Consider the following 13,044-nt stretch of genomic DNA (forward strand, 5'->3'; position numbering starts at 1 on the left):
CCCCATGGCATCGGTACCGGAACGGCTGATCGACGCCGCGACGCGGTTGTTCGCCGCCAAGGGCTTCGACCGGGTCGCGGTGCAGGAGATCGTGGACCTGGCGGGCGTCACCAAGGGCGCCATGTACCACTACTTCGGGTCCAAGGACGACCTGCTGCACGAGATCTACGGCAGCCTGCTGCGGATGCAGACGGAGCGGCTGGACGAGTTCGCGTCCGGTTCCGCGCCCGTCGCCGAGCGGCTGCACGCGGTGGCGGTCGACGTCGTGGTGACGTCGGTGGAGAACTTCGACCAGGCCCGGGTGTACTTCCGCTCGGCGGACCACCTGGCCGAGGACAAGGTGCGGGAGATGCGCGCGGAACGCCGCCGGTACCACGAGCGGTTCCGGTCGCTTGTGGAGGAAGGGCAGGCGTCGGGGGTGTTCCGGACCGACGTGCCCGCGGACCTGACCGTGCACTACTTCTTCGGCACCGTCCACCACCTCGGCCAGTGGTACAGCGCGGAAGGGCCGTTGTCGGCCAAGCAGGTGGGCCGCCACTTCGCCGACCTGTTCCTGGCGTCCCTGCGTCCCGGTTCCGTGGAAGGCACTTCGTGAAGACTGACCTGCACCGCTACCTCCGCACCGCGCGTGAGGCTCTGCTGTGGAAGCTGGAAGGGCTGTCGGAGTACGACGTGCGCCGACCGTTGACGCCGACGGGGACGAACCTGTTGGGCCTGGTCAAGCACCTCGCGGGGGTCGAGGTCGGGTACTTCGGCGAGACGTTCGGCCGCCCGTTCGCCGAGCCCCTGGCGTGGCTGGAGAGCGACGAGCCGAACGTCGACATGTGGGCGAGGGCGGACGAGTCCCGTGCGGACATCGTCGGCCTCTACCAGCGCGCGTGCGCCCATGCCGACAAGACGATCGACGAGCTGGACCTCGACTCGCCGGGCACGGTCCCGTGGTGGCCGGCCGAGCGCGGGGCGATCACCCTCCACTTCGTCCTGATCCACATGATCGCGGAGACGAACCGCCACGCCGGGCACGCCGACATCGTCCGCGAACTGATCGACGGCACGGCCGGCCTGCGCCCGGGCAACGACAATCTGGCCCCGGTGGACTCGTCCTGGTGGGACGACTACCGCGCCCGGCTGGAACGCGTCGCCCGCGAGGCGGACGGCTGACGGTCGACCAGGGTGCCGCGCTGTTGTCCACAGTTCGCGCTTTCGCGCCCGACATCGTCGGTCCCTTGTGGCAGGGTTAAGACCTGGTCTCAAAACTTAAGGGTGTGTCACTGCGTAACCTGCCGGTCCTGGTCGTCGATCGCGGGCAGTCATGGCGAAGACGACGCAGCAGCGGCGGGTCGAAGACCGGCTCTGGGAGCTGATCGAACCCCTGATCCCGTCCCGACCAGCGCCGCGCGGTCCGGGTGGGCGGCCCCGGATCGATGACCGTGCCGCGCTAGAGGGGATCTTGTTCGTGCTCGACACCGGCTGCCGCTGGCGAGACCTACCCGAGCAGCTCGGATGCGGTTCCGGGCACACCGCGTGGCGGCGGTTGCGTGAGTGGCAGGACGCTGGTGTGTGGGACCGGCTGCACCAGCTCGTGCTCGACGAGCTGTCCAACATCGACGAGCTCGACTGGACCAGAGGCTGCATCGACGCGGTGTCGGTGCGGTCGAAAAGGGGGGCGAGCTGACCGGCCGCAGCCCCACTGACCGGGGTAAAGCCGGCTCCAAATACCACGTTCTGTGCGACGCGAACGGGCTACCGCTGCACATCATGTTGTCGGCGGCAAACACCCACGACAGCATGCTGTTCGAGCCGCTGCTGGACACGAACCCGACCGTGCGTGGTCACCACGGCCGGGCGGGCCGGCCACGATGCCGACCGGACAAGTTGCACGCCGACAAGGGCTACGACTACCGCCGCTGCCGCCGCTACCTGACCCGCCGCGGTATCAAGGTCCGTATCGCCCGGCGCGGGATTGAGGGCAAGTCCCGCCTCGGCCGGGTCCGCTGGGTCGTCGAACGCACCATCTCCTGGCTGCTGCGGTTCAAACGCCTCGGGCTGCGCTACGACCGGACCGAACGCACCACGCTGGCGCTACTCACGCTGGCCTGCACCGTGATCAACGTCCGCCGGCTCATAAAGATCGAGCTCTGCGACCAGGTCTAACGCATCCATTCACTCGTTGGGGATACATCGGTGGCTCTGTGTCGTCGGGTGGGGTGACTGGTGAGCTTCTGAGCGCGGAGCAGGTCCTCGGGTCGGCACGGGGTCCCCGTCACCACGAGGGAGATCGATCTCCTGGAGGAGGCTGCAGCCGCGTTGCTGACGGCACCATCGACGGGGATGAACGAGCACTCTCGTCGGGAAGTGATCAGCCATCGGTGGGGCCGCCTCTTCAGAGGCGTTCGATGCGGTCGGCCTGCGGGCCCCGGTCGCTCTGACGCACCGCGTACCGGACCCGGTCACCCTTCTGCAGCGGCTCCGACCCCATGATCATGGACACGTGGGCGAAGAGATCGTCGCCGCCTGCGTCCGGGGTGATGAAGCCGAAGCCGCGGTCGCCGTCGTAGCGCGCGACGACGCCCTCGCCGCCTCGTACGGGCACGTCCCGCGCGGCCGGCCCTGCGGCCGCGGCAGGTGCCGACCGCTGCGGCGCCGCCTGGGGCTCGGCGCTCCGGACCAGGTGCACGTCGCGGGCCTGCGGGCCCTTGTCTCCACTAGCCACCTCGTAGGCGACGCGGTCGCCCTCCGCGAGCCACGTCAGCCCCTCGGCCAGGGCCTGGGCGTGAACGAAGATGTCCCCGGCGCCGGAGTCGGGGTTGATGAAGCCGAAGCCCTTGTCCTCGTCGTACCAGGCCACCGTGCCGTCGGCACCGTCCGAGATACCAGCCGCAGCGGGGGAGCCGGCCCCTGCTCCCAGCGGGATCACGTGCCCGGCCTGCGGGCCGCGCTCGCCTTCGACGATCAGGAATGCCACCCGCTGCCCCTCGGTGACCACGCCGCCGGTCACGATGGCGGAGCTGTGCACGAAGATGTCGGCGCCGCCGCCGTCCGGCGACGCGAAGCCGTACCCCTTGCCCGGCTCGTACCAGTTGACGGTGCCGAGCAGGCCCACGGCGCTGCCGGTGGCCGCATCGGCGGTGACGCGAACGCGCAGCGCCTGGGGCCCGCGGTCGTTCTCGCCGACCTCGAACACCACGGCCTGACCCTCGCGGAGCACTTTCGCGCCGCCGTCCTCGACGATCTCGGAGGCGTGCACGAACACGTCCGGCGAGCCGTCCTCGGGCGCGAGGAAGCCGAAACCACGTTCGGCGTCGAACCAACGGACGGTCCCTTGCGGCATCAAAGGCTCCAGGTCGAGAGGGCGGGCACTGGCCCCCAGTCTCTCTGACGGACTTCCGGTCCGTCGGGCCGGGCCCACGGGCGGGCGGTGCGGAGCCAGGGGCGGGCCGTTGGTTCACCTAGCGACACGCCGAGTTTTGAGACCAGGTCTAAAGCAGGGGTCCCCTTGGCGAGGACCCCTGCGTAGCCGGCGCGACGGCCGTTGTGGCCAGGCTGGCGCGGTCAGGCCACCAGCAGGACGACGGTTTCCGCCACGCAAGCGGGCTTCGGGTTGTTCTCGATCTCGAGGGTCACCCTCACCACCGCCTGCTTGCCCTGCGGCACGTCGGCGATCTCGACCAGCTCGGCCCCCGCGCGCACCCGCGACCCGACGACCACCGGGCTCGGGAACCGCACCTTGTTCAACCCGTAGTTCACGCCCATGGACAACCCCTGCACCGTGTAGATGTCCCGCACCAGCAGCGGAATCAGGGACAGGGTCAGGTAACCGTGCGCGACCGGCGCGCCGAACGGCCCGGCGGCGGCCTTCTCCAAGTCCACGTGGATCCACTGGTGGTCACCGGTGGCGTCGGCGAACAGGTTGATCTCCGCCTGCGTGATCTCGTGCCACTCGCCGTAACCGAGGTGCTCGCCCTTGGTCGCCGCGAACTCCGCCAAATCAGCGAATACCCGCATCATCAGTCCTTCGGTCCGCCGGCGACGTAGACGACCTGACCGGACACGAACCCGGCACCCTCACTGACCAGGAACGACGCCGTGTGCGCGATGTCCTCGGGCGTGCCGACGCGCTGCACCGGGATCGCCGCCGCCGCACCCTTCTTGAAGTCCTCGAAGTCGATGCCGACGCGGGCCGCCGTCGCCGCCGTCATGTCGGTCGCGATGAACCCCGGCGCGATCGCGTTCACCGTCACGTTGAACTTGCCCAGCTCGATCGCCAGCGTCTTGGTGAACCCCTGCAACCCAGCCTTGGCGGCCGAGTAGTTCGCCTGACCCCGGTTGCCCAGCGCCGACGTGCTGGACAGGTTCACGATGCGGCCCCACTTCGCCGCCGTCTGGAACCTCTGCACCGCCCGGCTCATCAGGAACGTGCCGCGCAGGTGGACGTTGATCACCGCGTCCCAGTCGTCGTCGGTCATCTTGAACAGCAGGTTGTCCCGCAGGATCCCCGCGTTGTTGACCAGCACGGTCGGCGCGCCGAGCTCGTCCGCCACCCGCTGCACCGCCGCGTCGACCGCCGCGCTGTCACTGACGTCCACACCCACCGCGATGGCCGTCCCGCCGGACGCCTTGATCTTCTCCACGGCCTCGGCGCAGCTTCCCTCGTCGAGGTCGAGCAGCGCGACGGCCATGCCGTCCTGCGCGAGCCGGGTGGCTACGGCGGCGCCGATGCCACGTGCGGCACCGGTGACGATGGCCACCCGTGCGTCCGTCTGGGCCACGGTCGATCCTCCTTGATGTACGGGCCTAAGCAACCGCTTAGTAACCTACCGGCGACGCCGGCTTGACGCCAGGGCTTGTCAGGAGAACCATACCGACTGGTCGGAATGTCAGCCAGAGGAGGCGCGGTGGAGTTCTCGGGCAAGGTCGCACTGGTCACCGGAGCCGCGAACGGCATCGGCGCGGGGGTCGCGCGCCGACTCGCCGCCGCCGGCGCGTCCGTCGTCGTCGCCGATGTGGACGACGTCCAGGGCAAAGCCGTGGCCGACGAGGTGAACGGCGTGTTCGTCCACTGCGACGTCAGCGATCCCCGGCAGAGCGAGGTCGCGGTGGCGACAGCCGTGGAGCGGTTCGGCGGGCTGGACTTCGCGGTGCTGAACGCGGGCATCGGCACCGGGTTCGGCCTCGGCGACGACTTCGACGCGGAGCGGTACCGCAAGGTCATGGGGATCAACCTCGACGGCGTCGTGTACGGCGTGCACGCGGCGTTGGCGGCGCTGAAGAAGCGTGGCGGCGGGCGCATCGTGGCCACCGCCAGCATGGCCGGCTTGATGGCGATGCCCATGGACCCCCTGTACGGCGCGAACAAGGCCGCCGTCGTCGGTCTCGTCCGCGGCCTCGGACCGGTGCTCGCGGCCGACGGCGTCACCGTCAACGCCGTGTGCCCGTCCTTCGCCGACACCGCGATCATCACCGGCTTCAAAGCCACCCTGGAATCCGCCGGGATGCCCGTGATGAGCGTGGACGATGTGGTGGACGCGTTCGTCGCCGTGTTGCGGGACGGCAAGGCGGGTGAATGCTGGTTCGTGCAGGCCGGACGTCCCAGCGCGCCGTTCACCTTCCCCAACCCGCCCGGCCCGCGCACCGCCACCGGCGAGCGCGTCGCCCTCGGCCGCGACCCCCTGATCACGAAGGAGAACTGACACCGTGCGCGCCATCCAGATCACCGAGTTCGGCGGACCGGAAGTCCTCAACGAGGTCGACCTCCCCGACCCCGTCGCGGGTCCCGGCGAACTGCTCGTCGACGTCAGCCGCGCGGGCCTCAACTACGCCGACACACATCAAGCTGAGAACAGCTACCTGTCGAAGATGGAACTTCCGCTGGTGCCCGGCGGCGAGGTCGTCGGCACGGCGGGCGGTCGGCGCGTGGTCGGCCTGACCAACTTCGGCGGTTACGCGGAGAAGGCCGTGGTGCCCGAGGCGACCGCGTTCGACGTGCCGGAAGGCGTGGACGACCTCACCGCGTTGAGCATGGTCGTGCAGGGCGCGACGGCGTGGCTCCTGCTCCGCAAGAGCGCCCACCTGGAGGCGGGGGAGAGCGTCGTCGTGCACGCTGCCGCCGGTGGGGTCGGGTCGCTGGCCGTGCAGCTGGCCAAGAAGTGGGGCGCGGGACGCGTCATTGCCACTGCCAGCACCGAGGACAAGCGTCAACTGGCGCTGGACCTGGGCGCGGACGTCGCGGTCGACTCCACCGCGGAGAACATGACCGACGTGCTGCGTGAGGCCAACGGCGGGCGGCGGGTCGACATCGTGCTGGACATGACCGGCGGCGCCGTCACCGACCAGAGCATCGCCGCGCTCGCGCCGTTCGGGCGGCTCGCGTTCTACGGGATGGCCAGTCGGGAGCAGCCGACGCCGGTCGAGCCCGGCCGGTTGCTGGTGCACTCGACGGCCATCGCGGGCATGTGGCTGCCGCACGCGTTCAGGTTGCCGGGTGGGGTCGTGCACCGGGCCATGGGCGAGCTGTTCGACCTGGTCCTGGCCGGTGAGCTGCGAGCCGTGCCGGGTGGGGAGTACGGGCTGTCGGAGGTGCGCCGGGCGCACGAGGACCTGCGGGCCCGCCGCACCACCGGCAAGCTGGTGCTGGACCCGTCACGCTGAGAACCGCGGGCATCGCGGATCGGGGGCCACTCGCCATCGGGCGGCCCCCGGTCCGGATGATCAGTCGCTCAGTTCGGCCAGCGCGGCCTTGACCTTCGCGAGCTCGGCCTCCAGCTCCTCCATCCGCGTGCGGTGCTGGGTGCGGGCTGCCTCGATGACCTCGTCGATACCGCCGGCGATGTCGTCGTGCAGCTCCTTGGCCGCCCGCGACACGGCCGCGGCCGAGATCGAGAGGCCCTGCACGACCCGCTTGGTGCCGTGCACCAGGTCGGCCTGCCACTCGCCGTCGGCGGTCCCGGTGACGGTCAGCGTGAGCTCGACCGTGCGGGTCTTCTTGGCCGTCGACTTGGCCCGCTTCACGGGCTTGGCCTCGGGCTCTTCCTGCGGCACGGGTGCGACCTCCTGCTGCACGGGTGCGGCGGGCGCCTCGGCGTCCACCGTCTCTTCCTGCTCCACGAGCGTGTCCGCCTGCACGTTCTCGTTTTCCTCTCTGCGCATCCGGCTCGACCCCGTGTGATGATAGAACACATGTTCGAGGGTGGGTCGATCGCCCCGCACAGCGTAGGGTGTCGGCCTTGTGAGCGGTTGGTGGGACTTCCCCGCTCGCCGGTTCTTGGACCGGTTGAGCGACGAACTCGGAATTGCGGCGGTGTTGGCCCCGGGCGTGTTGGCGCCCGGAGTGCTGGCCGCCGTCGACCAGCACGGCGCGGCGGTGCGCGACATCCTCGCGTTCGGCGTGCCCGCGGCGGCGGTGGCGGGGGTGGTGCTGCTCGCCGGGTACGCCAAGGGCGTGCTCGACGAGGCGACGGCACAGGGCTGGCAGGTGCCGGCGATCGTGGACTGGGCGAACGCGGACTGGACGACGTTGAGACTCGTCGCCGTCTGCCACCTCTCGCGCAGCGACGAGCCCGCACTCGAAGGCTAGCGACTGACGGCCCGTCCGCCGGCACGTTGTCCACAGCCCTGCCAGTTATCCACAACGGCGTCCGCACGGCCCTCGGCTGTCGTTCCCCTGGGGAAGAATAAGAGCAGAGGTCCCCTGGCGCGGATTCCAGGAGTCGTCGCAACACAGGCGATCAACTGGCTTTGGCCAGGAGCTTGGCGAGGCGCTCGGCTTGGGTGTCCCAGCGGAGTGTTGCGTGGGCCTCGGTTGAGTTGAGCGGCGACGGCGGCCGAGTCCTCGGGGGTGTGGACGGAGAGGTCGGCATGTCGGTGGCGAGAGTGAACTCGTGGTGTCGGCCCAGCCCGGAGCCCTGGTCCCGGGTCAGGGAGTGTTTCAGATGATCGAGCTGTGATCCGGTGGTGGCGGTGAGGGCGTCGCGGACGTGTTCGGCGGCGCGGGCGCGGCCCAGGTGCACGACCAGGACGTAGCGGGTAGCGCGTTCGACCAGGGTGCCGATCGCGGACTGCTGGTCGCCGCTGATGATCAGGTCGCCTTCCCTGTGGCCGGGCAAGGTGCGGTCCTCGATCTCGGCGGGCCGGTCGCTGATCATCACCATCGAAGCGGGGACGGCGTTGCCCGGCGCTGCGGCGGGGTGCGCGTCCGGTGCGCAATGCCAGGGCCAAATCGCGGCGCAGACGGCGGCTGATCCGCTCGGGGCTGAACCGGTCGTCGAGCATGTGCCGCACCAGCGCCCTCAGCTCCGGGTTCGAGCCGATTCTGCTCGGCTTGGGCCGGGGACGACGCGCGTCGGCGCGGGCCTGACCCGCATGGGGTCGGTAGACGCCCGAGTCGGGATCGGTGTTGCGTCGTACCTTCCTGGCTGACCGTCGACGCGACGCGACACAACCCCGCCGCGACCCAACCCCGCCGCGAGCAGGCCCGGTGGCAGAAGGACGTCGACCGGGCCACCCGGCGAGGTCTCCGCTGCCCTCGGGCAACGAATTCCCCCGATACACACCGCTCCCCCGAAAGCCGGACCTGGATTCCCAGTCCAACTTCGGGGGAGCGGTTCAGTGCGAGGACCCTGCGAAAGCGTTCGATCGGGCTAGCGTTCGATCCAGCTAAGCGCGCCGTGACCGGGCTCGGTCAACGCTGCTCACCCGGCGGGTACTGGCCCGGGTGCGGCTGCACCGGACGGCCCTGCATCGGCTGTCCCGGCGGCATGGTCTGGCCGGGAGGCATCGGCTGGCCCGCCGGAGGCATGGTCTGCCCCGGCTGCATCTGCTGGCCGCCCGGAGCGGTCGGCATGGACGACGCGTGCGCCGGAGTCTCGGCCATCCGGGTCGTCTGGTCGGCCGGCGAGACACCCGACGCGGTCCGCTGCACGTCCTCACGCCCGCGCTTGTACGCCTCGGCCTGAGCCTTGGCCTGCGGCGCCTCCGCCTCGGCCCGCGACAACCAGCCTTCCCAGCGCTGCTGCATGGGCCTGATCAGACCACCGCCGACACCGATGACCGCGATACCGCCGACCGTCGCCAGGATGGTGATCAGGATCGGCGTGGTCACCGTGGTGGCGACACCGATCTGGTTCAGCGCCGCGATCACGCCGAGCGCGATGATGAACCACGAGGCGATCTTGCCCAGCGTCGGACCGTAGGACAGCCCGCCGAGCGCCCGGGAGATGATGTCGCCCACGGCCCGCGCGATGGCGGCGGCGACCACGATGATGATGATCGCGACGATCGCCCTCGGCAGCCAGGCCACGATCTGGTTCAGCAGATCGCTCACGGGGTTCGACCCGAACACGCCGAACGCCACCTGGAGCGCGATCAGCAGCACGGCGTAGTACACGATTTGCGCGAGCAGACCCGACGCGTCGAACTTCGAACGCTTCAGCGCGTCGCCGATCCCACCGCGCTGCACCGCGCGGTCGAAGTGCAGCCGCTCCAACACCTTGTTCACCGCCGAGCGCAGCACCCGGGCGATGATCCACCCGATGAGCAGCACGACGAGGAACCCGACGAGTTTCGGCAGGAAGGTCACCACGTTGCGCAGGGCGTCACCGGTTGCGTCACCGATGCCTTGAGCCTGCACCGTCTGCGCGGCGAGCAGGGCTTTCATCGTCTTCGACCTCCTCGGACGACCGGTTCGTCTCTGAGATCGGTTACCCGAGGTGGTCGGGTCAAACCCCGGATCACCCTGGCGGGTGGTGTAGGCCGGGTAAAATGCGCAGCGTCACCGCCGGCCGATCACACGTCCGGGATCGGCGGCAGCCGCACGTCCTCGCGGTCCAGCTCCACGCGCGAGACGCCGGGCACGGCCCCGAGCAGGTCGCCCACTTCGGGGGCGACCGACCCGGTGACCAGGCCCAGCGTCTCCAGCACGTCCTCCACCACCATTCCGGCGTCGCGCAACGCGGACACCACGGCGGGCAGGTCGTCCAGGCTGTCGTCGGCGACCGAGACCACGACCTTGTCCACGGGCGCCTCCGTCAGGGCGTCAGGGTGATTGCACCAATCCTGCACCCACATCCGTGGAAGGCAAGCCCAGTCGACGAGCGGACTGCGACAACCTCGCCCACAGCTCCCACCCGCGAGAGCCGTACTTCTCCGCGATGAGCGCCGCCACGCCCGCCACGTGCGGCGTCGCCATGCTCGTGCCCGAGATCCGCTTGCGCATCCCGAGGCCGCCGTCCTCCTTGTTCCAGCTGGAGTAGACGTCCACGCCGGGTCCGACGACGTCGATCTGGCCGATGGTGTCGACCGTCCCGCAGGAGAAGGACGCGATCGCCCGCTGCACGTCGATCGCCCCCACGGAGAGGATCGACGGGCAGTTCGCCGGGTGGCCGACCGGGTTGACCCGCCCCGGCCGCTTGCTCTCGTTGCCGGCCGCGGCGACGATCAGCGTGCCCTTGCCCATCGCCCGCGTGGCGGCCTGCTCGAAGATCTGCGAGTGCGGCGTGCCCGGCCGGACGGCCGCGCCGAGCGACATCGAGATGACCGCGCAGCCGTTGGCGATGGCCCACTCGATGCCGGCCAGGATGCCGCTGTCCGAGCCGAAGCCCGAGTTCGACAGCACTTTGCCCGCGTAGATCTCGGCCTCGAACGCGACTCCGTAGCCGGGTCCGCCGCCGGCGGGCCGGCGCGGGCCGGTGGCGCTGCCGATGCAGTGCGTGCCGTGGCCGTGCGCGTCGTCCACCGTCTCGCCCGTGATGAACGACTGCGTGACCACGGTGCGGCCCGCGAAGTCCGGGTGCGCGACCGTGAAACCGGTGTCCAGCACGGCGACCCGCACGCCCTTGCCGGTGACCGTGCTGAGGTTCGCGCCGACGGCCTGGAGCCCCCACGTGAACACGGACTCGTCCACGGCGGGAGCCGCGGCCTCGTCGGTGCCCGTGTCGGTGGCGGTGTAGGCCTGCACGACCCGTTCGGCCTCGACCACGGAGATCGGGCCCGGGGCCGCGGCGGCCTCGGACAGCCTGGCGACCTGGTCCGGCGTCGCGTCGACGACGGCGATGCCCAGGTCCTGGAAGATCACGCCGTCCGCCGCGGCGAGCTCTTCCCTGGTCGCGGAATCCGCGCTGCTGGCGGTGCTGATGCCGGCGACGCGGCTCATCTCCCGCGCACCGGCCGCGACCGATCTGTCTTCGAGGAGCACCAGGTAGCGGCCAGTGGTCTCGGCGCCCGTTGGTTGTGACATGACGACCCCCTTCGGGGTGGGAATGCAGTCAGGTTTAACCCCGGAACACGCTTGTACTCAATCGGCCGTAAGTGTTGGCCCCTGGCGCAAACGTGGTTGGTATGCCTTAGTGGAGGCGCTGGACCGGCGGAAGATACAGATCACGCCGGCGCGGGTGCGGTGCCACGCATTCGGGTGAACTTCTGCGCCAACGGCTCCACCACGCGGGCAGCGACCGGACCGAGCACCGCCATGAGGAGCACGTACGCCGTCGCCAGCGCCGCCAACTCGCCGTCCACCGCGCCGGACGCCACCGTCAGCGACGCGATCACGATCGAGAACTCGCCGCGCGCCACCAGCGCCGCGCCCGCCCGTGCCCGGCCCATCCGCCCGATGCCCTGCCGTCGTGCGGCCCACCACCCGGTGGCCACCTTCGTCAACGTCGTCACCACGGCCAACGCCACCGCCCACCCGAGCACGGGCGGGATCGACGCCGGGTCCGTGTTCAGCCCGAACACCACGAAGAACATCGCCGCGAACAGGTCGCGCAGCGGCTCCAGCATCCGGGTGGCGTTCTCCGCCGTCGACCCCGAGATCGCGATGCCCAGCAGGAACGCGCCGACCGCCGCGGACACCTGCAACTGCGACGCCACGCCGGCCACCAGCAGCGCCGAGCCCAGCACCTTGAGCAGGAACACCTCCGGGTCGGGGCTGTCCACCAGCGCCGACACGTACCGGCCGAACTTCAGCGCGATGACCAAAACCACTGTGATCGCAGCGAGCGAGACGCCCACCGCGGTCAGCCCGCCGACGAAGCTCACGCCCGCCAGCACGGCGGTCAGGATCGGCAGGTACACCGCCATCGCCAGGTCCTCGAAGACCAGCACCGACAGCACCACCGGCGTCTCACGGTTGCCCAGCCGGCCCAGGTCGCCGAGCACCTTCGCGATGATCCCGGACGACGAGATGTAGGTGACGCCGCCCATCGCCAGCGCGCCCACCGGGCCCCAGCCCAGGACCAGCGCGGCGATCACGCCCGGCGTCGCGTTCAGCACGATGTCCACCACACCGGCCGTCCACGACCGCTTCAGCCCCGTCATCAGCTCGGCGGCCGAGTACTCCAGGCCGAGCAGGAGCAGCAGCAGGATGACGCCGATCTCGCTGGAGATGTGCGAGAACTCCTCGATGCCGTGCAACGGCACCAGGCCGCCCTGCCCGAAGGCCAGGCCGCCGATCAGGTAGAGCGGGATCGGGGAGATGCCGATCCGCCACGCCATCTTGCCGAGCAAGCCCAGCCCGAAGAAGACCGCACCCAATTGGATCAGTGCGATTGCGGTGTTGTGCAAGGTGCTCAGCCACCGCCCAGCAACTCGGCGGCGGCGGTGAGGCCGTCCGACGTGCCGACCACGACGACGAGGTCACCGCCCGCGAACACGAAGTCCGGGCGCGGCGACGGGTGCACCGAACCGGCGCGCACGACGGCCACGATGGACGCGCCGGTGCGGGTGCGCAGCTCGGTCTCGGCCAGCGGGCTGCCGTCGAACCGGGAGCCCGGGACGATCGGGAACTGCTTGGTGGAGATGCCCGCCACCTCGCGGTGCTGCTCTTCGAGGTGCGCCACCAGCTGCGGCGAGCCGAGCAGCCCGGCCAGGGTGCTCGCCTCCGACGGCGTCAGCGCGATCGAGGCCGCGCAGCCGTCCGGGTCGTCCTGGTGCGACACGATCAGCTCGAACTTGCCGTCACGGTGCGTCACCACCCCGACCCGTCGGCCCGCGCGAATCATGAAGTCCTGACGGGTGCCGATCCCCGGTAGCGGCGTCACCTCGACGTTCACA

At 70.2% G+C, this 13,044-nt stretch carries 14 protein-coding genes and 2 pseudogenes; 6 read left to right on the plus strand and 10 right to left on the minus strand.

Annotated features, from left to right (window positions below; translation table 11 throughout):
• Nucleotides 1-4 precede the first annotated feature (4 nt).
• From F4560_RS42465 to F4560_RS42475, 3 genes and pseudogenes are all read left to right on the plus strand, one after another.
• Nucleotides 5-595 carry a TetR/AcrR family transcriptional regulator gene (locus F4560_RS42465; protein ID WP_184928653.1) on the plus strand — a complete coding sequence of 197 codons (591 nt, stop codon included), beginning with the start codon at nt 5-7 and terminating at the stop codon, nt 593-595.
• Nucleotides 592-1,161, plus strand: a complete 570-nt coding sequence (locus F4560_RS42470; RefSeq protein ID WP_184928654.1) for a DinB family protein — start codon at nt 592-594, stop codon at nt 1,159-1,161. Before F4560_RS42465 ends, F4560_RS42470 begins: the two co-directional genes overlap by 4 nt.
• A 151-nt stretch (nt 1,162-1,312) precedes the next feature.
• Nucleotides 1,313-2,154 (plus strand): annotated as a pseudogene (locus tag F4560_RS42475) (IS5 family transposase).
• A 229-nt stretch (nt 2,155-2,383) separates the two neighbouring features.
• Here F4560_RS42475 and F4560_RS45270 read toward each other — a convergent pair.
• From F4560_RS45270 to fabG, 3 genes are all read right to left on the minus strand, one after another.
• Entirely contained in the window at nt 2,384-3,331 is a 948-nt protein-coding gene (locus F4560_RS45270) for a cold-shock protein (RefSeq protein ID WP_184928656.1), read from the minus strand.
• A gap of 221 nt (nt 3,332-3,552) precedes the next feature.
• A complete protein-coding gene (locus tag F4560_RS42485) occupies nt 3,553-4,005 on the minus strand; it encodes a MaoC family dehydratase (RefSeq protein WP_184928657.1) in 453 nt (150 codons plus the stop codon).
• Nucleotides 4,006-4,007: 2 nt separating this feature from the next.
• Nucleotides 4,008-4,769, minus strand: coding sequence for a 3-oxoacyl-ACP reductase FabG (gene fabG, locus F4560_RS42490; protein ID WP_184928658.1), 762 nt, complete (start codon nt 4,767-4,769; stop codon nt 4,008-4,010).
• 105 nt (nt 4,770-4,874) lie between these two features.
• Here fabG and F4560_RS42495 point away from each other — a divergent pair, with 105 nt between their 5' ends.
• The gene (locus F4560_RS42495) at nt 4,875-5,690 is read left to right on the plus strand and encodes an SDR family NAD(P)-dependent oxidoreductase (RefSeq protein WP_184928659.1); all 816 of its coding nucleotides are present in this window, start codon (nt 4,875-4,877) and stop codon (nt 5,688-5,690) included.
• Nucleotides 5,691-5,694: 4 nt separating this feature from the next.
• Entirely contained in the window at nt 5,695-6,648 is a 954-nt protein-coding gene (locus F4560_RS42500; protein ID WP_184928660.1) for a quinone oxidoreductase family protein, read from the plus strand.
• A gap of 60 nt (nt 6,649-6,708) precedes the next feature.
• On the opposite strand, the gene F4560_RS42505 is transcribed toward F4560_RS42500, so the two are convergent.
• Entirely contained in the window at nt 6,709-7,146 is a 438-nt protein-coding gene (locus F4560_RS42505; RefSeq protein ID WP_221483849.1) for a DUF6319 family protein, read from the minus strand.
• 79 nt (nt 7,147-7,225) lie between these two features.
• Here F4560_RS42505 and F4560_RS42510 point away from each other — a divergent pair, with 79 nt between their 5' ends.
• Entirely contained in the window at nt 7,226-7,573 is a 348-nt protein-coding gene (locus F4560_RS42510; RefSeq protein ID WP_184928662.1) for a DUF6401 family natural product biosynthesis protein, read from the plus strand.
• A 151-nt stretch (nt 7,574-7,724) separates the two neighbouring features.
• Here the strand turns inward: F4560_RS42510 and F4560_RS46800 are convergent.
• From F4560_RS46800 to F4560_RS42540, 6 genes and pseudogenes are all read right to left on the minus strand, one after another.
• Nucleotides 7,725-8,473 (minus strand): annotated as a pseudogene (locus F4560_RS46800) (IS30 family transposase); the annotation flags it as partial.
• A 204-nt stretch (nt 8,474-8,677) separates the two neighbouring features.
• On the minus strand, nt 8,678-9,652 hold the full coding sequence (locus tag F4560_RS42520; RefSeq protein WP_184928664.1) for a mechanosensitive ion channel family protein: 975 nt from the start codon (nt 9,650-9,652) through the stop codon (nt 8,678-8,680).
• Nucleotides 9,653-9,780: 128 nt separating this feature from the next.
• Entirely contained in the window at nt 9,781-10,011 is a 231-nt protein-coding gene (locus F4560_RS42525) for a hypothetical protein (protein WP_184928665.1), read from the minus strand.
• A gap of 19 nt (nt 10,012-10,030) precedes the next feature.
• On the minus strand, nt 10,031-11,230 hold the full coding sequence (locus F4560_RS42530; protein ID WP_184928666.1) for a S8 family serine peptidase: 1,200 nt from the start codon (nt 11,228-11,230) through the stop codon (nt 10,031-10,033).
• Between the two features lie 140 nt (nt 11,231-11,370).
• Entirely contained in the window at nt 11,371-12,555 is a 1,185-nt protein-coding gene (locus tag F4560_RS42535) for a cation:proton antiporter (protein ID WP_184928667.1), read from the minus strand.
• A 5-nt stretch (nt 12,556-12,560) separates the two neighbouring features.
• Nucleotides 12,561-13,043: a cation:proton antiporter regulatory subunit gene (locus F4560_RS42540; protein WP_184928668.1), complete on the minus strand. Its 483-nt coding sequence runs from the start codon at nt 13,041-13,043 to the stop codon at nt 12,561-12,563.
• Between the last annotated feature and the right edge of the window lies 1 nt (nt 13,044).

It is taken from the genome of Saccharothrix ecbatanensis (assembly GCF_014205015.1).
Classification (GTDB): Bacteria; Actinomycetota; Actinomycetes; order Mycobacteriales; family Pseudonocardiaceae; genus Actinosynnema; species Actinosynnema ecbatanense.

What these genes read in the sequence shown, in the direction of transcription:
- F4560_RS42465 (WP_184928653.1), top strand. Translation starts at nt 5, where the DNA reads ATGGCATCGGTACCGGAACGGCTGATCGACGCCGCGACGCGGTTGTTC.
- F4560_RS45270 (WP_184928656.1), bottom strand. Translation starts at nt 3,331, where the DNA reads ATGCCGCAAGGGACCGTCCGTTGGTTCGACGCCGAACGTGGTTTCGGC.
- F4560_RS42485 (WP_184928657.1), bottom strand. Translation starts at nt 4,005, where the DNA reads ATGCGGGTATTCGCTGATTTGGCGGAGTTCGCGGCGACCAAGGGCGAG.
- F4560_RS42495 (WP_184928659.1), top strand. Translation starts at nt 4,875, where the DNA reads ATGTCAGCCAGAGGAGGCGCGGTGGAGTTCTCGGGCAAGGTCGCACTG.
- F4560_RS42505 (WP_221483849.1), bottom strand. Translation starts at nt 7,146, where the DNA reads ATGCGCAGAGAGGAAAACGAGAACGTGCAGGCGGACACGCTCGTGGAG.
- F4560_RS42520 (WP_184928664.1), bottom strand. Translation starts at nt 9,652, where the DNA reads ATGAAAGCCCTGCTCGCCGCGCAGACGGTGCAGGCTCAAGGCATCGGT.
- F4560_RS42530 (WP_184928666.1), bottom strand. Translation starts at nt 11,230, where the DNA reads ATGTCACAACCAACGGGCGCCGAGACCACTGGCCGCTACCTGGTGCTC.